This window comes from Paracoccus marinaquae, from assembly GCF_018860165.1.
GTDB lineage: Bacteria > Pseudomonadota > Alphaproteobacteria > Rhodobacterales > Rhodobacteraceae > Paracoccus > Paracoccus marinaquae.
The window spans coordinates 39,810-60,598 of sequence record NZ_JAHKNG010000019.1; the positions used below are offsets into that span (position 1 = coordinate 39,810).

At 66.0% G+C, this 20,789-nt stretch carries 22 protein-coding genes; 10 read left to right on the top strand and 12 right to left on the bottom strand.

Going from position 1 to position 20,789, the window contains the following annotated elements; all coding sequences use genetic code 11:
- Entirely contained in the window at positions 1 to 1,434 is a 1,434-nt protein-coding gene (ccoG, locus tag KNW02_RS11905) for a cytochrome c oxidase accessory protein CcoG (RefSeq protein WP_216033493.1), read from the bottom strand.
- A gap of 226 nt (positions 1,435 to 1,660) precedes the next feature.
- On the opposite strand from ccoG, the gene KNW02_RS11910 reads away from it, so the two are divergent.
- From KNW02_RS11910 to parE, 4 genes are all read left to right on the top strand, one after another.
- The gene (locus KNW02_RS11910) at positions 1,661 to 2,320 is read left to right on the top strand and encodes a glutathione S-transferase family protein (RefSeq protein WP_216033494.1); all 660 of its coding nucleotides are present in this window, start codon (positions 1,661 to 1,663) and stop codon (positions 2,318 to 2,320) included.
- Positions 2,321 to 2,376: 56 nt separating this feature from the next.
- Positions 2,377 to 2,625, top strand: a complete 249-nt coding sequence (locus tag KNW02_RS11915; RefSeq protein ID WP_216033495.1) for a hypothetical protein — start codon at positions 2,377 to 2,379, stop codon at positions 2,623 to 2,625.
- 3 nt (positions 2,626 to 2,628) lie between these two features.
- The gene (locus KNW02_RS11920; RefSeq protein WP_348524721.1) at positions 2,629 to 3,009 is read left to right on the top strand and encodes a type II toxin-antitoxin system death-on-curing family toxin; all 381 of its coding nucleotides are present in this window, start codon (positions 2,629 to 2,631) and stop codon (positions 3,007 to 3,009) included.
- A 107-nt stretch (positions 3,010 to 3,116) separates the two neighbouring features.
- On the top strand, positions 3,117 to 5,078 hold the full coding sequence (gene parE, locus KNW02_RS11925; RefSeq protein WP_216033496.1) for a DNA topoisomerase IV subunit B: 1,962 nt from the start codon (positions 3,117 to 3,119) through the stop codon (positions 5,076 to 5,078).
- Between the two features lie 110 nt (positions 5,079 to 5,188).
- Here the strand turns inward: parE and KNW02_RS11930 are convergent, their stop codons facing one another.
- Positions 5,189 to 6,568 carry a cytochrome P450 gene (locus KNW02_RS11930; RefSeq protein ID WP_216033521.1) on the bottom strand — a complete coding sequence of 460 codons (1,380 nt, stop codon included), beginning with the start codon at positions 6,566 to 6,568 and terminating at the stop codon, positions 5,189 to 5,191.
- A 168-nt stretch (positions 6,569 to 6,736) separates the two neighbouring features.
- Between KNW02_RS11930 and KNW02_RS11935 the strand changes: the two genes are divergently transcribed.
- The 3 genes from KNW02_RS11935 (at position 6,737) to KNW02_RS11945 (ending at position 8,231) form a co-directional block, all read left to right on the top strand.
- Positions 6,737 to 7,057 (top strand): hypothetical protein, encoded by a 321-nt coding sequence (locus KNW02_RS11935; protein ID WP_216033497.1) that lies wholly within the window; start codon positions 6,737 to 6,739, stop codon positions 7,055 to 7,057.
- Between the two features lie 55 nt (positions 7,058 to 7,112).
- Entirely contained in the window at positions 7,113 to 7,574 is a 462-nt protein-coding gene (locus KNW02_RS11940) for a DUF411 domain-containing protein (protein WP_216033498.1), read from the top strand.
- 105 nt (positions 7,575 to 7,679) lie between these two features.
- Positions 7,680 to 8,231: a hypothetical protein gene (locus KNW02_RS11945; protein ID WP_216033499.1), complete on the top strand. Its 552-nt coding sequence runs from the start codon at positions 7,680 to 7,682 to the stop codon at positions 8,229 to 8,231.
- 40 nt (positions 8,232 to 8,271) lie between these two features.
- Here KNW02_RS11945 and KNW02_RS11950 read toward each other — a convergent pair whose 3' ends face one another.
- From KNW02_RS11950 to pyk, 5 genes are all read right to left on the bottom strand, one after another.
- On the bottom strand, positions 8,272 to 9,276 hold the full coding sequence (locus tag KNW02_RS11950; protein WP_216033500.1) for a hypothetical protein: 1,005 nt from the start codon (positions 9,274 to 9,276) through the stop codon (positions 8,272 to 8,274).
- A 205-nt stretch (positions 9,277 to 9,481) separates the two neighbouring features.
- A complete protein-coding gene (gene rplT, locus KNW02_RS11955) occupies positions 9,482 to 9,841 on the bottom strand; it encodes a 50S ribosomal protein L20 (RefSeq protein WP_216033501.1) in 360 nt (119 codons plus the stop codon).
- 17 nt (positions 9,842 to 9,858) lie between these two features.
- The gene (gene rpmI / locus KNW02_RS11960) at positions 9,859 to 10,059 is read right to left on the bottom strand and encodes a 50S ribosomal protein L35 (protein ID WP_216033502.1); all 201 of its coding nucleotides are present in this window, start codon (positions 10,057 to 10,059) and stop codon (positions 9,859 to 9,861) included.
- 109 nt (positions 10,060 to 10,168) lie between these two features.
- On the bottom strand, positions 10,169 to 10,399 hold the full coding sequence (locus KNW02_RS11965) for a hypothetical protein (RefSeq protein ID WP_216033503.1): 231 nt from the start codon (positions 10,397 to 10,399) through the stop codon (positions 10,169 to 10,171).
- A 33-nt stretch (positions 10,400 to 10,432) separates the two neighbouring features.
- A complete protein-coding gene (gene pyk, locus KNW02_RS11970; RefSeq protein ID WP_216033504.1) occupies positions 10,433 to 11,878 on the bottom strand; it encodes a pyruvate kinase in 1,446 nt (481 codons plus the stop codon).
- Positions 11,879 to 12,016: 138 nt separating this feature from the next.
- Between pyk and KNW02_RS11975 the strand changes: the two genes are divergently transcribed.
- Positions 12,017 to 12,757, top strand: coding sequence for an N-formylglutamate amidohydrolase (locus KNW02_RS11975; RefSeq protein WP_216033505.1), 741 nt, complete (start codon positions 12,017 to 12,019; stop codon positions 12,755 to 12,757).
- A 79-nt stretch (positions 12,758 to 12,836) separates the two neighbouring features.
- Here the strand turns inward: KNW02_RS11975 and KNW02_RS11980 are convergent, their stop codons facing one another.
- The 5 genes from KNW02_RS11980 to KNW02_RS12000 form a co-directional block, all read right to left on the bottom strand.
- Entirely contained in the window at positions 12,837 to 14,183 is a 1,347-nt protein-coding gene (locus KNW02_RS11980; protein WP_216033506.1) for a uracil-xanthine permease family protein, read from the bottom strand.
- 343 nt (positions 14,184 to 14,526) lie between these two features.
- Positions 14,527 to 14,976: a DUF2971 domain-containing protein gene (locus tag KNW02_RS11985; RefSeq protein ID WP_256447716.1), complete on the bottom strand. Its 450-nt coding sequence runs from the start codon at positions 14,974 to 14,976 to the stop codon at positions 14,527 to 14,529.
- Positions 14,977 to 15,398: 422 nt separating this feature from the next.
- Entirely contained in the window at positions 15,399 to 17,195 is a 1,797-nt protein-coding gene (gene lepA / locus KNW02_RS11990) for a translation elongation factor 4 (RefSeq protein ID WP_216033508.1), read from the bottom strand.
- A 161-nt stretch (positions 17,196 to 17,356) separates the two neighbouring features.
- The gene (gene aroB / locus KNW02_RS11995; protein WP_216033509.1) at positions 17,357 to 18,469 is read right to left on the bottom strand and encodes a 3-dehydroquinate synthase; all 1,113 of its coding nucleotides are present in this window, start codon (positions 18,467 to 18,469) and stop codon (positions 17,357 to 17,359) included.
- Positions 18,466 to 19,035, bottom strand: coding sequence for a shikimate kinase (locus KNW02_RS12000; RefSeq protein ID WP_216033510.1), 570 nt, complete (start codon positions 19,033 to 19,035; stop codon positions 18,466 to 18,468). The genes aroB and KNW02_RS12000 overlap by 4 nt, the downstream gene beginning before the upstream one ends.
- A gap of 103 nt (positions 19,036 to 19,138) precedes the next feature.
- Between KNW02_RS12000 and KNW02_RS12005 the strand changes: the two genes are divergently transcribed.
- Both KNW02_RS12005 and KNW02_RS12010 read left to right on the top strand, forming a co-directional pair.
- Entirely contained in the window at positions 19,139 to 19,294 is a 156-nt protein-coding gene (locus KNW02_RS12005) for a hypothetical protein (RefSeq protein WP_216033511.1), read from the top strand.
- Complete coding sequence (locus KNW02_RS12010) at positions 19,287 to 20,789, top strand: hypothetical protein (RefSeq protein WP_348524722.1); 1,503 nt, start codon at positions 19,287 to 19,289, stop codon at positions 20,787 to 20,789. Before KNW02_RS12005 ends, KNW02_RS12010 begins: the two co-directional genes overlap by 8 nt.

The following is a 20,789-nucleotide window of genomic DNA, read 5'->3' on the forward strand; positions in this document are numbered from 1 at the left end:
TCAGTTCCTCCCATGGAACACCGTCCCGACCGAGGCGCTGCCCTCGCCCGAGCGGTCCTCGACGGCAAGATCGACGCCGCTGCTCTGCAGGCCGGTCAGCGGTGATCCGGCCGGGGCGGTCAGATACAGCCGCGCGCTCAGCGTCTCGTCGGCGGGGACCTCGACGATATTGCCCTCGACCCCCTCGATCGCCAAGACCAAATCCCCGGCATCCGCCCCGGAGACGGTGAAGGCATAGTCCCGGTTCTCGTGCCGCTTGTTGCGCAGCCGGACCTCGTAGGTGTTGCGGATGGCGCCGTCGGACATGGTCACGAACAGCGGGTTGCGCACCGGCGAGACGTTCAGATCGACGGGCGAGCGCATGAACAGCGCCACCACCAGCGCCACGCCGATCCCCGACCAGAGGGTGAAATATAGGATCGTGCGCGGCCGCAGGATATGCTTCGTCAGCGGCTTGGGTGCGGCGCCGGCGCGTTCGGCCGTCTCGTCCTTCAGCGCCATGTAGTCGATCAGCCCGCGCGGCTTGCCGACCCGGTCCATGATCTCGTCGCAGGCATCGATGCACAGCGCGCAGGTGATGCATTCCAGCTGCTGGCCGTCGCGGATGTCGATACCCATCGGGCAGACATTCACGCAGGCCATGCAGTCGATACAATCGCCATGCGCCGCAGCATCGGCACCCTTGCGCGCAGCACCGCGCGGCTCGCCCCGCCAGTCGCGATAGGCAACGGTCAGGGTGTCCTCGTCCATCATCGCGGCCTGGATGCGCGGCCAGGGACAGGCATAGATGCAGATCTGCTCGCGCGCGAAGCCGCCGAAGAGGAAGGTCGTGGCGGTCAGGACCGCGATGGTCGTATAGGCGACCGGATGCGCCTGCCCGGTCACAAGATCGCGCATCAGCGTCGGCGCGTCGGTGAAATAGAACACCCAGGCCCCGCCGGTGCCCAGGGCGATCAGCAGCCAGACGGTGAACTTGACCAGCCGCAGCCGGATCTTCTGGCCGTTCCATTCCTGCCGGTGCAGGCGGATGCGGTTGTTGCGGTCACCCTCGATCCAGCGCTCGACAAGAATGAAAAGATCGGTCCAGACCGTCTGCGGGCAGGCATAGCCGCACCAGACCCGCCCCAGGGCCGAGGTGAACAGGAACAGCCCCAGCCCCGCCATGATCAGCAGACCCGCAACGAAATAGAACTCCTGCGGCCAGATCTCGATCCAGAAGAAGAAGAAGCGCCGGTTCGCCAGATCGACCAGCACTGCCTGATCGGGCATGTTCGGGCCGCGATCCCAGCGAATCCAGGGCGTGACGTAATAGATCGCCAGCGTGATCGCCATGACGATCCATTTCAGGTTCCGGAACCGGCCCTTGACGCGCTTGGGGAAGATCGGCTCGCGCGCGGCATAAAGGCTGGGCGGGTCCAGCTGAGGTGTGGACATGGAAATCGCTCCTGTTTCGCACCCTTGCTTTAGGGCTGGGGTCGGGAAACCGCTTTGACCTGTATCAAGCGATGGCGCGGCTATATTCCATAGCACGAATTCATGAACTCCGACAGGTTGTCGCAGCGGCCCGGCCGGGGCTTTGCGATCAACCGGCTTTTCCTCGTCACGCGCGGCCGCTAACCTGCCCGCCTGCAGGACAGGACATGTTGGTAAGGACCCCGCCATGCTGACCATTCACGGCGTCACCCGCTCGCGCGCCTCGCGCATCATCTGGCTGTGCCACGAGATCGGCCTGCCCTTCCGGCAGGTTCCGGTGATCCAGGCCTATCGCCTGCCGGCCCCGGATGCCCCCGACGCGCCCCTGAACACGCGCTCGCCGGCTTTCCTGAAACTGTCGCCCGCCGGCGCCATCCCGGTGATCGAGGATGACGGGCTGGTGCTGAGCGAATCGATGGCCTGCACGCTGTATCTGGCGCGCAAGCATGGCCAGCCCTTCGGTCCGGCCGACAGCGCCGAGGACGCGCTGATGCTGCAATGGAGCTTTTATGCCACCTGCGCCATCGAGGCCGACGCCCTGACCATCCTGTTCCTGCACAATCCGGGCAAGACCCTGAACGGCAGCGACGCCGCCGCCGTCAGCACCGCCGCCGAACGGCTGCTGCGGCCGCTGGCGGTGGTCGAGGCGCATCTGTCGGCCCAGGGCCACATGGTCGGCGGGCGCTTCACCGTCGCGGACCTCAACATGGCCGAGGTGCTGCGCTATGCCCAGCCCTACGCGCCCCTGATGGACCGATTCCCGACGCTGCGCGCCTGGCTGGAGGATTGCCAGGCCCGCCCGGCCTTCCGCAGGATGTGGGAGGCGCGGCTGGCCGAGCCGGAATAGACATTGAAATGCATATTCCAAAGTGCGATATTATTGGTATCTGAAAGGACGATACCATGACGCGCCTGCTGACCAATCATATCTGCACCATGACCGAACTGCGCGAACCGCATAAGGTTCTGGAACGTTCGGGTGGCAAGCCGGTGGCGATCCTGAAGAATTCGCAACTGGTCGGTTATCTGGTGCCGGAAGAGGCGACGGATAAGGGGCAACATCGTTACGCGACTCGGGAAGAGGTAATGGCCTCGCTTGAGCGGACGCAGGAACGCGCGCAGCCTGTCCTCGACTATCTGCGCGACAAGTAAGCCGTGTCCGAATGGTTGTTGCCCTCGGCCGAAATGGTCGAGATCATTCACGATGCCGTTCTGAATCCGGGCGAGTTGACCGGCACGGCGCTGGACAAATCGCTGGAAGGTGCGCTGGCCCGGGTCGAAAACCGGCTGGCCTTCGGCATGATCGACGATGTATTTGCGCTGGCCGCAGCCTGTGCGAAGGCCGTCGCGCAAGGACATTGCTTCAACGACGCCAACAAGCGAACCGCCTATCGCGTCATGCTGATCGTGCTGGACATGAACGGAGCGCGGGAACCAGGCGTGCCCGAGGATATAATCGGCCAGAAAATCATCGCACTCGCCCAGGGCAAGATCGAAGACGGCGATTTGGCGGATTGGCTGCGCGATCCCCGCTGACCGCTATCCCTTGCGGCGGGGATAAAACCCTCCACCATCACTTGCGCCGTGCCCCCCTGACATGAGATAGTCCGCCGAAGCACGACAAGACAAACGAGCAGCGCCCGATGGCCGACGACCTCCTTTCCGCCGCAGATGTCCATGCGGACAGCTATTCCGCCGCCTCCATCGAGGTGCTGGAAGGGCTGGAGCCGGTCCGCAAGCGCCCCGGCATGTATATCGGCGGCACCGATGAACGGGCGCTGCACCATCTGGTCGCCGAGATCCTCGACAACTCGATGGACGAGGCGGTGGCCGGACATGCCAGCCGGATCGAGGTCGAGCTGCAGGCCGATTTCAGCGTGGTGATCCGCGACAACGGGCGCGGCATCCCCATCGACCCGCATCCGAAATTCCCCGGCAAGTCGGCGCTGGAGGTGATCCTCTGCACGCTTCATGCCGGCGGCAAGTTCTCGGGCGATGCCTACCAGACCTCGGGCGGGCTGCATGGCGTCGGCGCCTCGGTGGTGAACGCGCTGTCCGACAGCATGGTCGTGCAGGTCGCCCGCAACAAGGAACTGTTCGAGCAGCGTTTCTCGCGCGGGATCCCCGAAGGCCCGGTGGTGAAGATCGGCGCCGCCCCCAACCGGCGCGGCACCACCGTCACCTTCCATGCCGATGAACAGATCTTCGGCCATCACCGTTTCCGGCCCGCCCGGCTGCTGAAGATGGTGAAATCAAAGGCCTATCTGTTCTCGGGCGTCGAGATCCGCTGGAAATCGGACATCGACGACGGCGAGACGCCGCTTGAGGCCACGTTCCATTTTCCCGGCGGGCTGGCCGATTACCTGTCCGAGACGCTGAACGGCACCACCACCTATGCCGACCGCCCCTTCGCCGGCAGCGTCGATTTCAAGCGCTTCAACACCCCGGGCAAGGTCGATTGGGCGATCAACTGGACGCCCTCGCGTGACGGCTTCATCCAGTCCTATTGCAACACGGTGCCCACGCCCGAGGGCGGCACGCATGAGGCCGGGTTCTGGGCTGCGATCCTCAAGGGCGTGCGCGCCTATGGCGAGCGGGTCAGCAACAAGAAGGCCGCCCAGATCACCCGCGAGGATCTGCTGACCGGCGGCTGCGCGCTGGTCAGCTGCTTCATCCGCGAGCCGGAATTCGTCGGCCAGACCAAGGACCGGCTGGCCACGACCGAGGCTGCGCGGCTGGTCGAGGGGGCCGTGCGCGACCATTTCGACACCTGGCTGGCGGCGGATACGAAATCCGCGGGCGCGATCCTCGATTTTCTCGTCCTGCGCGCCGAGGAACGACTGCGCCGCCGGCAGGAAAAGGAAACCGCCCGCAAATCCGCGACCAAGAAGCTGCGCCTGCCCGGCAAGCTGGTCGATTGCTCGGCCACCAACCGCGACGGCACGGAACTGTTCATCGTCGAGGGCGACTCGGCGGGCGGTTCGGCCAAGATGGCGCGCGACCGCACCAATCAGGCGCTGCTGCCGCTGCGCGGAAAGATCCTGAACGTGCTGGGTGCGGCCTCATCGAAGCTGGGCTCGAACCAGGAGATCAACGATCTCTGTCAGGCGCTTGGCGTCGGCATGGGCAGCCGTTTCAACGTGGACGATCTGCGCTATGACAAGGTCATCATCATGACCGATGCCGATGTGGACGGCGCCCATATCGCCAGCCTGCTGATGACCTTCTTCTTCACCCAGATGCGGCCGCTGATCGACAAGGGGCACCTGTATCTGGCCTGCCCGCCGCTTTACCGGCTGACGCAGGGCGCGCATCGCATCTATGTCGCCGACGATGCCGAGAAGGAGCGGATGCTGGCCAAGGGTCTGGGCGGCAAGGGCAGGATCGACGTGCAGCGCTTCAAGGGCCTGGGCGAGATGGACGCCAAGGACCTGAAGGACACGACGATGAACCCGAAGACGCGCAAGCTGATCCGGGTCAGCATCGACGACGAGGACGGCGGCGAAACCGGCGATCTGGTCGAGCGGCTGATGGGCAAGAAGCCGGAACTGCGCTTCGAATACATCCAGGAAAACGCGCGTTTCGTCGAGGAACTGGACGTCTGATCCTGGGTCGGAACAGGCTTGGCAGCGCTGTCCGGGCGGCAACTGGAACACCGCCGCGCCGGGATGGACGCCCCTTGCCCGGCCTGACGCGGTGACATCATCCCTGCAGGTCAGCCGGCCGCAGGGCCGTTCCCTGCGCCGGCGGATGGATCGCGCCGGAACACCCGCAGCCAGACGCCCCCGTGCGGCCGCAGGGTCAGGATCATCCGCGGCTCGGGTTGGCGGTCGGGCAGCGGCTCGAAACGAAAGCGGGCCAGCAGGGTGGCCAGGATGATCACCGCCTCCTGCAGGGCGAAGCTTGCGCCGATGCAGATCCGGGGGCCGGCGCCGAAGGGCAGGAAGGCAAAGCGGTCGGGTGCAGTCACAAAGCGGTCGGGGTCAAAGGCGTCGGGGCGGTCCCACAGCAGATGGTGGCGGTGCAGCGCATAGATCGGCAGCATCACCGTGTCGCCGGGCCGCACCTCGCGCCCGCACAGCCGGTCATGCGCCCGGGCAGTGCGCGACAGGAAGGCCGCCGGAGGGTAGAGACGCAGGGCCTCGTTGACAATCCGGCCGGTGAAGGACAGGGCACCAAGATCGGCGGCAGTGGCTGCCCGGTCGCCAAGGGCTGCCCGCGCCTCGGCGGCCGCACGCTCCTGCACGGCCGGATCGAAGGCGCAGAGATAGAGCGCCCAGGCAAGCGTCAGCGCCGTCGTCTCGTGGCCGGCGACGATGAAGGTCAGCAGATTGTCGCGCAATTCGTCGCGCGTCATCCGGCGCCGGGTCTCGGGATCCTCGGCGTCCAGCAGCAGGTCCAGCAGATCGGGTGCGCCGGCGCGCGGATGGCTGGCGCGGGCGGCGATGGCCTGATCCGCGATCCGCTTCACCCGCCTGAGATCGCCGCCCGCGAAAATCCGGCCCGGGCGCGGCAGCCATGCCGGCAGACCCAGCACGTCCATCAGCGAGACCCGGGCGGTCTGGGCGATATAGCCGTCGATCGCGTGATGCACCGCCGCCCGGTCGAAGGCCGCATCGCCCGACAGGGTGACATCCGAAATGACCTCGAAGGTCGCCGCCACCGTTTCCTCGAACAGGTCCACCGGCCCGCGGGCCGCGGCCAGCCTGCTGCTGGCAGCCTCGGCGGCGGCCGTCATCACCGGGCCGAGGGCGGTGACATGGCGATGCGCGAATGCCGGCGCCAGCGCCCGGCGCTGCCAGCGCCAATGCGCGCCCTCGGCCACGAACAGGCTTTCGCCCACCGCCGGCTTCAGGATCAGCTTGGTGGCGACCGATTTCGGATAGTCCTCGACCCGGTCCTTGAGGATATGGCGCAGGCTTTCGGGATCCATGACCATGTGCCAGCGGATCCCGGTCCGGCCCGAGATGATCGGCTGGCGCAGCGCCAGCCCGGGGATGATCCCCAGCAGGTTGCGCCGGGCGATCGTCACGGTTTCCAGAATGCCCGTCGGCCGGATGGCCAGCGGCACCTTGACAGGCTCGGCCATGCTCATGCCGCAAGGATAGCCGGCACCGGGCGCCGCCTCAATCCGTCCCGGACTCGCGGCCATGTGACGATCTGTCAGTTGATTCAGCGGCGGCATCCACCTGTCAGTTGATTCAGCGGCGGCATCCACGCATTCTGCGCCCCGGACGTGTTTTGACGGAGGAGCCGGCCGGGCATGCGGCTGATCCTGATCCTGCTGACGGCCCTTGCGGTCTCGATCGCCTCGCTCGGGGCGGCATCGGTCGTGGTCAAGGCAGGCGGTCCGACAGTCACCCATCAGGTTTCCGAAGGCATCCAGACCGGGCATCCCTGCTGTCCCGAGGGCGAGGCGGGCGCCGCCGCCCATCCCTGCGCCGTCTGTGCGCCGGTGCTGACGCAGCGTGCGGCCTTCATCCCGGCTGCCGATCCGCCGCGGCGCCCCGCCCCGGCGCCGGACGGCGTCGGCCTGATGTCGCGGGCCGCCGAGGTTCCATCTCCACCGCCGCGGGCGGGCTGATCGCACCACGCCGGGGCCCTGCCCCGTCCTGACGAACAGTTCAAGGAGATACCAGATGAACCACACAACTCTGAACCGCCGCCATTTTCTGGGCGCAACCGCAATGCTGGCCGTGCTTGGCCCGATGGCGGCCCGGGCCGCGACCGACGCCCCGGCGATGCATGTCGTCAAGACCCCGACCTGCGGCTGCTGCGGCGCCTGGGTGGATCTGGCCCGCCAGACGGGCTTCGAGGTGACGGTGACCGACACTGATGATTACGACGGCATGAAGTCCGCCCAGGCGGTCCCCGAGGCGCTTTGGTCGTGCCATACCGCCACCGTCGCAGGCTATGTGATCGAGGGTCATGTGCCCTTCGCCGCGATCCGCAAGCTGCTGTCGGACCGGCCCAGGATCACCGGGCTTGCGGTGCCGGGCATGCCCGGCGATTCGCCCGGCATGGCGGGCGGTGCCGATGCGGTGGTCCCGGTCGTCGCCTGGGGCGGCGATGCCGGCGACGCGGCTCCGTTCAGCTTCTGACGAAAGCACGCGGCAGCGCATGGCAAGGGGCGGCGGTCGATTGACAATGCCGTCCCGACGCCGCAAAGGCGCCCCTGGACGGAACAAGGGACGCGCGGACGGGCAATGACCGCAAAGATGCTGAGCGACGACTGTTCGCGCTGTGCGGCGCTGTGCTGCATCGCGCATGCCTTCGACAAGGGGCCGTCCTTCGCCTATCACAAGCCTGCCGGCCTGCCCTGCCGGAACCTGTCCGATGACGGAAACTGTCGCATCCACGACCGGCGGACGGCTGCGGGCTTTCCCGGCTGTGTGCGCTACAGCTGCCACGGCGCGGGCCAGCGGGTGACGCAGGAGGTCTTTGGCGGCCGGTCCTGGCGCGACCATCCGGACCTGACCGAACGGATGATGCAGGCGTTTCAGCGGGCGCGGCAACTGCATCTGTGGCTGTTGCTGCTGGCCGAGGCGGCGAAGCTGCCCCTGTCACCCGAACAGCGGGCCGAGGCGGGCCGGCTGACCCTGCTGCTGACCCCGGCGGGCCGGCTGTCCGAAGCATGGCTTCGTGACACCGTCCAGAAGACCACCGAGGCCGGAATCACCGCCTTCCTGACCTCGCTGCGTCAGGTGGCTGCGGCACGGCGGCATGCGGCGTCAGGGCAAGGCGCCTTCCCGCACTGACGGATAGGCGCGGTGCCGGGGCCGTTCATCGGCCCCCGGATCAGGCGAACAGCTTCGATATGGTCGCGCTTGCGCCAGCGATGGTGGCCAGCTCGGGCAGAATCCCGACCAGCCCATCCCAGGACCGCCGCAGCAATGATTTGCGCGGCTCGGGGCTGGCCAGTTCCGCGTTGAACTGATCCAGCAATTCGCCCGCCTCGGCATTGCCCGAGGCGGCGACAGCCTCGGCCACCTGCATCAGGGCCTCCGACGCCTCGGGACCGCCGATATTGCCGGCCGCGATCATCGCGTTCTCGACATGTGAGCGGTTCACGATGGTCGCGTTGTTGATATTCGCGAATGTATCACCCATGAAATTCCCCCTTCGTTGATCGACATAGCGCTGGTCCACGGTCTCGGCGAACAGGATCTGCTGGCGGTTGTCGGCCTCGGTCGTGGTGATCTCCATCAGCCCGGCATGCCCCGACAGGCCGAGGATGCGCGCGTTCAGGTCGTGCATCTGTTCGAGGTCGGCCCGCAGCGCCATCGCCTGCGCGCGGGCGGCCCGGCGCAGATCGTCCAGCCGCGCAGGCTCCACCCCCTCCAGCATATCGCCAACCTCGTTGACGCAGGTATGAACGCGCAGGATGATCTCGCCCTCGTATTCGTTCAGCAGCACGAACACCTCGGCCCAGGGGCCGGTCGCGATACCCTGTTCGACGACGATCGGCTCGATCGTCTCGGCATACATGGCTTCCAGATGGCGCAGGCGCGAACAGATCTCGGCCGCGTCGCGGAAATGGCTCTTGGCGAGGATCAGGTCCAGTTCCTTGCGCAGTTGCAGCGGGCGGTCACGGGCCAGATCCTCATTCGTCAGATAGGCAATGTCGATCAGCAGCGCATAGACCGGCTCGAAACACTGATCGACGACCTGCACGACCTCGCCGACGAAACGCAGGATCCGGCGCAACTGGAAGGAATCGGCGCCAGAGCCTGCGGCAGACCGGGCCATCTCGCGCAGGGCGCGCGCAATGTCCTGAATGGGACCGCCTGCTGTTTCGGGCATCGGCATTCCCTTCGCTGCGACCAGGGCGGAACGGCACGGAAATCGGCCTCGCCCGGTCATGTTGAAGGGAATATTCTACCCGACTGGGCGTCCATCGGCCAGTGGCACCCCCATGCCCCCGGTGATGCGCCGGGTCAGACGACCTCCAGACAGCAAAAAGGCCCGCCGGGGCGAGCCTTTTTCCGTCCATGCCTGTCGCCCGGTGTCAGGCGGCAGCCTTGGCCTTCTCGACGATGGCGCCGAAGGCTTCGGGTTCGTTCACGGCCAGATCGGCCAGAACCTTGCGGTCAACCTCGATGCCGGCCTTCGCCAGCAGGTTGATGAAACGCGAATAGGTCATTTCGGCATCGACCGCGCGCACCGCGGCGTTGATCCGCTGGATCCACAGGGCGCGGAAATTGCGCTTGCGGTTCTTGCGGTCGCGGGTGGCGTACTGGTTGGCCTTGTCGACGGCCTGCGTGGCGGTGCGGAAATTGCGCGACCGGGCGCCGTAATAGCCCTTGGCCTGGTCCAGCACCTTCTTGTGACGGGCGTGGGTGACCTTGCCGGATTTAACTCGTGCCATGTGTCAGTCCTCCAAGATCAGCGGTTATAGGGCATGTATTTCTTGACGATCTTGGCATCCGCGTCCGACAGGACGGTGGTGCCGCGCGCGTCACGAATGAACTTCGTGGTGCGCTTGATCATGCCGTGGCGCTTGCCGGCCTGGGAGGATTTCACCTTGCCCGAGGCCGTCATCGAGAACCGCTTCTTGGCGGCCGACTTGGTCTTCATCTTCGGCATTTTCATCTCCTTCGTTCAGAGTGAACGCGCGACTCGGCAATGCCATTCCGGCCGGCCGCGCGGGTAGGAAGCGCGCCATATAAGCGGGCGCGCGGGGATTGGCAAGGGGTCAGGGCGCGGGCGCGGGCGCCCCGGATGCAACGCGGTCCCAGGCGGCGCCGATATCCTGCAGCTTGAACGGTTCGGGCTGCAGATAGGCGGCGGCGAAGATCGCCACGATGCCCAGGATCAGCGTGATCATCGCCGCGCGCGGCGGCTGCGCCTGCAGCAGCTGGACCACGGCATAGATCAGCGAGAGCACGCACAGCGCCACGCCGCCCAGCAGCAGAAAGTCGATCATGGGAGCACCTGCTTTTCGTTTGCCTGCAGGGTTTTATTCCGGATCGGTCGCGTAAATCAACCGCTCGTCGCAAGGGGCGATGCGCAGGATATTGGTCGTTCCGGGCACGTTGAAGGGCACACCGGCCATGACCACCACCTGCCGGGTCTCGTCGGCAAAGCCGAAATCGCGGGCGGCGCGGGTCCCGTTGACCACCGCCTCCTTGAACCGGTGCAGCCGCGGGGTGACGACACAATGCGTCCCCCAGGTCAGCGTCATGCGCCGCAGCACCGGCTCGAGCGGGCTGAGCGCGATGACCGGAACCCTGGGACGTTCGCGCGCCACCAGGCTGACCGTCTTGCCGGACTGGCTGAAGGCGCAGATGGCGGCGACATCCGTCGTCTCGACGATCTCGCGCGCGGCGGTGACGATGGCATCGGCCACACTGTGCAGCTTGGCGACGCGGGACGCCTCGATGATGGTGCGATAGTTCGGGTCGGCCTCGACCGAGCGGGCGACGCTGTCCATCGTCGTCACCGCCTCGACCGGGTAGGAACCGGCCGCACTCTCGGCCGACAGCATCACGGCATCGGCGCCCTCATAGATCGCATTGGCCACGTCGCTGACCTCGGCCCGGGTCGGCATCGGGCTCTCAATCATCGATTCCAGCATCTGGGTGGCGACGATCACTGGCTTGGCCGCCGCACGGCACAGGCGCACCAGCCGTTTCTGGATCGGCGGCACCGAATGCACCGGCAGTTCGACCCCCAGATCGCCGCGTGCGACCATGATCCCGTCAGAGACCGCCAGAATCTGATCGAAGGCGCGCACGGCGGCGGGCTTCTCGATCTTCGACAGGACGGCCGCCCGACCCTGCGCCAGGGCAATGGCCTCCTCGACATCCTCGGGACGCTGCACGAAGGACAGGGCCAGCCAGTCGACGCCCAGTTCGCAGGCGAATTCCAGATCGTCGCGGTCCTTCGCCGACAGCGCCGCCAGCGGCAGCACCACATCGGGCACGTTCACGCCCTTGCGGTCGCTGATGGTGCCGGCCACCGTCACCGTGCAATCGGCGAAATCGTGGCCGCAGCGGTCCACCCGCAGGCGGATCTTGCCGTCATTGACCAGCAGTTCGCTGCCCTCGGTCAGCGCCTCGAAGATCTCGGGATGGGGCAACTGCACCCGCCGGGTATCGCCCGGGGCGGAATCGAGGTCGAAGCGGAACCGATCGCCCACCGCCAGTTCCTGCGGGCCCGAGCCGAACTGGCCCACACGCAGCTTGGGCCCCTGAAGATCGGCCAGGATCGCGATCGGACGGCCGGTTTCGGCCTCGATCTCGCGGATCTCGGCATGGCGGGCGCGGTGGTCGTCATGGCTGCCATGGCTCATGTTCAGGCGAAAGACATCGGCCCCGGCCTCGAACAGGGCGCGGATCATCTCCTTGCTGCCGGAGGCCGGCCCCAGCGTCGCCACGATCTTCACATTGCGATGTCGTCTCATTCTCTCGTCCCCTCGTCCCGGCCGCGCCCCGGCCACCCATGGTTTAGCGCTATCAATGCCACAAGCGCCCGCCCGCGGCAACTGGCCTCTGGCGCATCTCTGACATAGACAGACTGCGACATGAAGGATGACAGGGACATGAATGAGCGCGCCTTCCGGATCGCCGGCGAAAAGCGGCCGTCGCGCTGGCTGATCACCTGCGATCACGCAACTAACCGGGTGCCCCACTGGGTCAATGGCGGCGATCTGGGCATCGCGGCGGCGGACATGTCCCGCCACATCGCCTATGACATCGGTGCCGCGGGGCTTGCCGAGCATCTGGCGCGGCGGCTGGATGCGGCCGCGATCCTGTCCGATTTCTCGCGGCTGGTGATCGATCCGAACCGTGGCGAGGATGATCCGACCCTGCTGATGCGGCTTTATGACGGCACCGTGATTCCGGCCAACCGGCAGGCAGGCCCGGCCGAGCGTCAGCGCCGCCTTGAACGCCTCTACCGTCCCTATCACGCGGCGCTGGAACACCTGGCCTCGCAGCGTCCGGCCTGCTGTCTCTGCGCGGTACACAGCTTTACCCCGCAGTTGCGCGGGCGCCCGCCCCGGCCCTGGCAGGTCGGCATCCTCTATTCGCACAAGGATGCCCGCCTCGGCCCGGCGATGGTTCAGGCCTGCCGCGATGAAGGATGGGTGACCGGTGACAACCAGCCCTATGCCGGCCATCTGGACGGGGATTCGATCGACCGCCATGCGCTGGCCCAGGGACGCCCCAACATGCTGATCGAGATCCGCAACGACCTGATCGCCTCCGAAGCCGGCCAGATCGAATGGGCCGGCCGCCTCGCCCCGGTCATCACCCGCGTCCTGGCGGCAACCGGCCTCTGAGCGTCACTCTGGCCCAAACTGAAAAGGCAGGCGCCCAGCCTTCTGTGAAGGCGGGGCGCCCGGTTCTTCTGTGCGGTTCCTATTCGGCCGGCTGCGACGGCACGACCTCATCGTGCAGTTCCCGCTCGCGCCCCGGAAGGACCAGGTTCAGCACGATGGCGACGACCGCACCGGCGATCAGGCCCGAATCCAGCATCGCCCTGACCCCTTCCGAGGCACCCGCATACAGATCCGGCTGCGCCTTCAGACCGAGGGCGACCGCAATCGACACGCCGGCGACGACCATGTTGCGCTTGTTCAGATCGACCAGCGACAGCATCTTGATCCCGGCCGAGGCGATCATGCCGAACATGATGATGACGGCGCCACCCAGCACCGCGCTCGGAATGGTCGTCACGATGGCGCCGACTTTCGGGAACAGGCCGGCAAAGACCAGGAACGCGCCGCCGATGGCGACGACATAGCGGCTGGCGACGCCGGTCAGCGCGACAAGGCCCACATTCTGGCTGAAGCTGATCTGCGGGAAGGCGTTGAAGATGGCGGCAAAGCTGCTGCACAGACCGTCAGCCATCACGCCCCCGGACAGTTCCTTCGAGGTCGGCTCGCGGTTGGCGCCGCCGATGACGGTGCCGGCGATGTCACCGATGGATTCCGCCGTGGTCACAAGCGACATGACGACCACGCTGATGATCGCCACCGGAACGAATTCCAGACCGATCGCGAAGGGCCTGGGCAGTGCGGCCCAATCGGCCTGCGCGACGCCCGAAAAACTGATCAGCCCCATCGGAAGCGCCACCAGATAGCCCACGATGATGCCCGCGAGGATCCCCATCTCGGACATGAAGCCCTTGAAGAACTGGTTCACGCCGAGGGTCACGACCAGGACCAGAAAGGCCAGCCACAGATGCCGCGCGTCACCGAAATCCGCGGCGCCGAAGCCGCCGCCGGCATAGGCGAACCCGACCGGCAGCAGAATGATCCCGGTCAGCAGCACGAAGGTGCCGGTCACGACCGGGGGAAACAGGAAACGCACATGGCGGATGAAGTAACCCACCAGGGCCATCGCCAGACCGCCGGCGAAACAGGCCCCCATCGCGGCGGGCAGGCCGCTGTTCTGCGCGATCGGGATCAGGACCGGGACGAAGCTGAAGCTGGTGCCCATGACGATGGGTACCTTGGCGCCGACGGGGCCGAGGCCCAGCGTCTGCACCAATGTGGCGAGACCGGCGACGAACATCGCCGCCTGCACCAGAAAGACCGTCATCTCGGGCGGTGCGTCGATGGCGTTGGCGATGATCAATGGTGGGGTGACGTTGGCGACGAACATCGCCAGCACATGCTGAATACCCAGGGGTATCGCCTCGAATAGTGGCGGCATGTAGTTGACGTCGGTCGCATGTTCCTTGCTGTGCTCGTGCGAAAACACCTCTGGCTCTCCCCAGTTTTGCTACGATCCTCAGCTTTTATACTCTGTGCAGGATTCCAATTATGTGCGATGTATTGAAAGAGTTTTAGGCGCCCTGCCCGGGACCTGTTGCATTTTCCCGTCAGTGTGGCCGGCAGGATACCTTGCGCGCCCGTCGTCGACGCCTGAGAGAACACCGTCTGCCGGACCTCTATCTTCCCGCGCCGGCGTAAAGTGCCGCCGGACTTCCGCGTCCCCGGCCCCCTCTTCTGCGTGGCTTCCCCGCCATGTCGTTTCGCCGTCATGTCGTCGCGTGTAGTCGATATCGGGCAACGACCGCACGGCGGTGTTGAACCCGTCCCTTTTATGTAGAAATCCCCGATAACTTGAGGGCAAACCGTTCCTTATCCAGTATAACTTGCTTTACAGAAATCGTATCGGAAACTGTCGAAATGATTTTTTCTCTAAGATCTTTCGCAATCCCGCAACCACATATAATTTCGACTGGCTTCAAGCTTTCCACCCTCACGTAACCGCTGGCACGATGATTAATAATCCTCCACTCTCTTTCATACGACCACTCCACTGACTTCGTAAGCCAAATCGATTTAAAGACACGATCAGAAACCTCGGAATCCTTAATTACAGACAGACGAGAACCAAACCTCAATATATCAGTTTCTGCAATTAACGGCCTCTCTTCTGCATATCGCACCCGAACTGGGTTTAGAAAATCCCCTCTCTGAATAGCAGAATCGTCAAATTCATATACCATTACAACGCCTTCGTGCGCGCCGGCATAATGTGCCCACATCAATAATGAATCTGATACCTCTGAAAGGCAGATCAGACTATGCTTGTTCCTGATCTCATGGAACAGCTTTCTGGTGGTTTTCTTTAGTTCACGAGCGGCGTTAACAGAAGACCTAAATCTTTTATTGTAAGCGGCCTTGCGCCGCTTGTTATTACGTCCCGAAAGATCAACCGCCGTTCCAGTAAGGAGGGTATTTTTCCCTCGAACGCTCGCACATATTCAACAAGTTTTTTTATATCGACCAGCTTACTGTCGACGCACTGTGGTTGCGCCTCAAACGGATCATTCATACTACTATAGGTTGAAAAATATATATTCCTCTTAACCGCTTGCGCCAGCTCTTCTAGAAAGTATCCGGTGCGAGCGGATCTATACCGATACAGGCGTTTTGGTGGACGATTCAGAATTTCCACCAAAAGCTCTCACTCCATCTTCAGTGCCTGAATGAAGGCCGTCTGCGGAATCTCGACCTTCCCAAACTGGCGCATCTTCTTCTTACCGGCCTTCTGCTTCTCCAGCAGCTTTTTCTTCCGCGTGGCGTCCCCGCCATAGCATTTGGCGGTCACGTCCTTGCGCATCGCCGACAGCGTTTCGCGGGCGATGACGCGGGACCCGATGGCCGCCTGGATCGGGATCTTGAACATGTGCCGCGGGATCAGTTCCTTCAGCTTTTCGACCATGACCCGGCCACGCGCCTCGGCGCGGTCGCGGTGGACCATGATCGACAGCGCGTCCACGGGTTCGTCATTCACGAGGATCGACATCTTGACCAGAAAATCCTCGCGGTATTCGCTGATCTGATAGTCGAACGAGGCATAACCCTTGGTCACCGATTTCAGCCGGTCGTAGAAGTCGAACACCACCTCGGCCAGCGGCAGGTCATAGACGACCATGGCGCGCGACCCGGCATAGGTCAGGTCCAGCTGGATGCCGCGCCGGTCCTGGCACAGTTTCAGCACGTCGCCCAGGTATTCGTCGGGGACCATGATCGTGGCCTTGATGCGCGGCTCCTCGATATGATCGACATGGGTCAGGTCGGGCATGTCGGCGGGGTTGTGCAGGTCGCGCACCTCGCCGTCGCGCATGTGCAGCCGGAACACCACCGAAGGCGCGGTGGTGATCAGATCCAGATCGTATTCGCGTTCCAGCCGGTCGCGGATCACCTCGAGATGCAGAAGGCCGAGGAAGCCGCAGCGGAAGCCGAAGCCAAGCGCGGCCGAGGTTTCCATCTCATAGCTGAAGCTGGCGTCGTTCAGGGCCAGTTTCTCGATCGCGTCGCGCAGCGCCTCGAAATCGTTGGCATCGACCGGGAAGAGGCCGCAGAAGACCACCGGCTGCGCGGGTTTGAAGCCGGGCAGCGCGGCGGCGGCGGGCTTCCTTTCGTGGGTGATGGTGTCGCCGACGCGGGTGTCGCGGACCTGCTTGATCGAGGCGGTGAAGACGCCGATCTCGCCGGGGCCAAGCTCGTCGATATCCTTCATGGCGGGCGTCAGCACGGCCAGCTTGTCGAGGCGATAGGTGGCGCCGGTCTGCATCATCTTGACCTGATCGCCCCTGCGGATCACGCCATCCATCACCCGGATCATGACGACGACGCCCAGATAGGAGTCGTACCAGGAATCGACCAGCATCGCCTTCAGCGCCGCGTCGCGGTCGCCCCTGGGCGCGGGCAGGCGCTGGACGATGGCCTCCAGCACCTCGGGGATGCCGAGGCCGGTCTTGGCGCTGATCTCGACCGCGCCGCTGGCATCGATGCCGATGACATCCTCTATCTGGGATTTCACCCGCTCGGGCTCGGCCGCCGGCAGGTCGATCTTGTTCAGGACAGGGACAATGTCGTGATCGGCGTCGATGGCCTGATAGACATTGGCCAGGGTCTGCGCCTCGACCCCCTGCGTGGCATCCACCACCAGCAGGCTGCCCTCGACCGCGCGCATGGACCGGCTGACCTCATAGGCAAAGTCCACATGGCCCGGCGTGTCGATCAGGTTCAGGACATAGGTGCGCCCGTCCTTCGCCGGATAGGCGATGCGGACGGTGTTGGCCTTGATGGTGATGCCGCGCTCGCGCTCGATATCCATGCTGTCCAGCAGCTGCGCCTTCATGTCGCGCTCGGCAACGGTGCCGGTCAGCTGGATCAGCCGGTCGGCCAGCGTGGATTTGCCGTGGTCGATATGGGCCACGATGGAGAAATTGCGGATCAGGTCAAGGTCGGTCATGGCCGGGCTATACAAGGGCGCAAGGGGCGCGGAAAGAGGGATTTGCAGGGCCGTCCGGGCCGCATGCGGCGGGGCGCATGGCCCCGCAGCCTCGCCCGCCCCCTCGATGGGGGCGGGCGAGGCTTCCGCGGGCCGGGACGGAAACCCTGCGGCGGGCGGGATCAGGGCAGGCGCGCGTCGCGCAGAACCGCGGCCAGCTGATCGGCCTCGACCTCGTCGCTGACGAAAGCCTCGCCGATGCCGCGGGCCAGAACAAAGCGCAGCTGCCCGTCGACCACCTTCTTGTCCTGCCCCATCAGCTGGATCAGCCCGGCATCGTCCGGCAGATCGCCGGGGATCTGCGACAGCCGCGCCGGCATGCCCATCTGCCGCAGATGTTCCAGCACCCGGCTTGGCGCCTCCTGGCTGCACAGCCCCATCCGCGCCGACAGATCGAAGGCCAGCGCGCAGCCGATCGCCACCCCCTCGCCATGCAGCAGCCGGTCGGAATAGCCGGTCGCGGCCTCCAGCGCATGGCCGAATGTATGGCCCAGATTGAGCAGCGCGCGCTCGCCCTGCTCGGTCTCGTCGCGGGTCACGATCCCGGCCTTCATCGCCACGGAATGCGCCACCGCCTGCTGGCGCAGTGCCATGTCATCGCGCAGCTTCGGTGCATTTTCCTCAAGCCAGGCGAAGAACCCGGCATCTCCCAGAAGCCCGTATTTCGCCACCTCGCCATAGCCGGCCAGGAAATCGCGCGGGCGCAGCGTGTCCAGCACCGCGATATCGGCCAGCACCAGCGCCGGCTGGTGGAAGGCGCCGATCAGATTCTTGCCATGCGCGCTGTTGATGCCGGTCTTGCCGCCGACGCTGCTGTCCACCTGCGCCAGAAGGGTCGTGGGGATCTGCACGAAACGCACGCCGCGCCGCAGGATGGCCGCCGCAAACCCCACCAGATCGCCGATCACGCCGCCGCCGAAGGCCAGGACGATATCGCGCCGCTCGACCTTCTGCTGCAACAGCCATTCCACCGTGCGGGTCAGATGCGGCCAGCTCTTGGTGGCCTCGCCCGCCGGCAGGGCCAGCGCCTCCGAGTCGATCCCCCCGGCCGACAGCGCCCGGCAGAGCCGCTCCAGATGCAGCCCCGCCACCGTCTCGTCGGTCACGATGGCGACGCGGGGGCGGCGCAGCAGCGGCGCGATCTCTGCGCCCGCGCGGTCGATCAGCCCGGCGCCGATGCGGACATCATAGGCGCGATCGCCCAGGGGAACGTGAACGGTGACGGGATCGGTCATCTCTGCTCCAGCAGTTCGGGTTCGGCGGCGTGAATGGCCTCGATCAGACGGGTGGCCGAGGTCTCGACACTGTCGGCCGGGCGGGCGGGAAAGTTCAGATCGGCCCTGGCATAGACCGGATAGCGCTGCTCGATCAGCGCGGCCAGCGTGCCCTTGGGATCGGCGGTCTTCAGCAAGGGCCTCGTGCTGCGCTGCCGGACCCGGTGCCACAGCGTCTCGAGATCGCAGTTCAGCCAGACCGACAGCCCGTGGGCGCGGATCAGCTCGCGGTTCTCGCCACGCATCCAGGCCCCCCCCCCGGTCGAGACCACGCCCGGCGGACCGCCCAGGACCCGGGCCAGAACCTGGGTCTCGCGGTCGCGGAAGAAGGCCTCGCCATCGCGGGCGAAGATCTCGCTGATGGTCATAGCGGCGGCGGCCTCGATCTCGGAATCGACATCGGTGAAGGGCACGCGCAGGCGCCGGGCCAGTTCCGACCCGACCGCCGTCTTGCCCGCCCCCATCATGCCGATCAGCACGATATGGCGCCTCAGCCGCTGTTTCATGCACGTCCCCTTCCGCCGCATGACTGAATGGCGTGATCTTTCCGGAATTGCCATATATATTCCGCCCCAACCGGCGGGCGAAGCGCCGGAAAGCAACGAAATCCGGGCGAGCGAGGCAAATTCGATGCGGTTGATCAAGGTTCTGGTGGTGCTGATTCTGGCGGGGCTGATCGGCCTCATCGGTTATGCCTATCTGGGCGATATGGAGCCCAGGCGGCAGGAGGTGCGCAGCCCGATCGCCGGCACCGTGACCGCGACGGACGGAGATGCGGGTGACTGACCGCCCTGCCCCTTCAATGCGCGGGACGCGCCGGGTGATCCCGGCGCTGGCCCTGACCTGTGCGGCCCTGTCGGGCGGACTGGCCCTGCCCGTCGCCGCGCGGGAACCGCTGTCGGCCAGCGACTGGCTGTCGGGCAGCGTGCAGGCCCCGCAGCGCGAGGCCTCGGCATGGCGGCCCGGGCAGCGCCCGCCGCGCATCCCCGAACGGACCCAGCCGGTCGCGGCCAGCGGCGCGGTCGGTCCGGTGCAGGTCTCGCGGCTGGACGGCGGCAACCCGGATGCGGCGGGCACAATCACCGCGCGCAGGGCCGGGCTGCCGATCGGGCTGTGGCAGGGCAGCGATGCGACCGGCCTTGCCGAACAGATCCTGCGGACCCCGGCGCGGCTGCCGGCGATGAATGCGCTGCTGCAACGGGTCCTGACCGCGCAGCTGACCCCGCCCACCGCGGATGGCGGCGCGCGCGGCGCGCTGTTTCTGGCGCGGGCCGACCGGCTGCTGGACATGGGCGCGCTGGATCAGGCGGCGGCGCTGCTGCTGACCGCCGGGCCCGGCGATGCCGAGGTGTTCCGCCGCCTGTTCGATATCGCGCTGCTGCAGGGCGACGAGGCCCGCGCCTGCGGCTTCATGGACAGCAGCCCCGGCGTCGCGCCCAGCTTTGCCGCGCGCATCTTCTGCCTCGCCCAGACCGGCGACTGGGCCGCCGCCGCGATCAGCCTACGCGGCGCCGAGACCCTTGGCCTGATCGACGCGCATCAGGCGCTGCTGCTGACGCATTTCCTGGACGATACCTTCGTCGATGGCGGCGACACCCTCACCCCCGCGCCGCGCATGACGCCGCTGGAATTCCGCATCCACGAGGCCATCGGCCAGCCGCTGCCAACCACGCCGCTGCCGCTGGCCTTCGCGCAATCCGACCTGCGGCTGAACAATGGCTGGAAGGCGCGGCTCGAGGGGGCCGAGCGGCTGGCGCGGGCCGGCGCGATCCCGGCCACGCGGCTGCGCCAGATCTATGCCGAACAGAAACCCGCCGCCTCGGGCGGGGTCTGGGAACGAGCCGGCGCCATGCGGACGCTGGAGGCGGCCATCGCGGCGGGCGATCCCCTGACCGCCCTGCCCCGCGCCTTCGACGAGTTCCGAAAGGCCGGCATGGCCGATGTGCTGGCGGCGATGATCGCGGCCGACCTGCCCGAGACCGGCTCGGCCGGGGATGAGGCCGGCGCGATCGCCAGCCGGCTGCGGCAATGGCAGGGCCTTGTGGTGCCGCAGCCCGAACCGGTGCTGCCGGAACTGCAGGCCGACACGCCCGCCCCCCCGGCCGAGCGGCAGGGCGAGGCGCTGCTGGCGGCGCTGACCGATATCGATGCCGGGATCGAGGGCGATCTGGCGCGGGCGGCGCGCGGTCTGGCCATGCTGCACGCGCTCGGGCTGGCGGATGACGCCGATCTGGCCGCGACGCAGCTGTCGCTGCGGCCGCAGATGACCGGGACGCCCTGA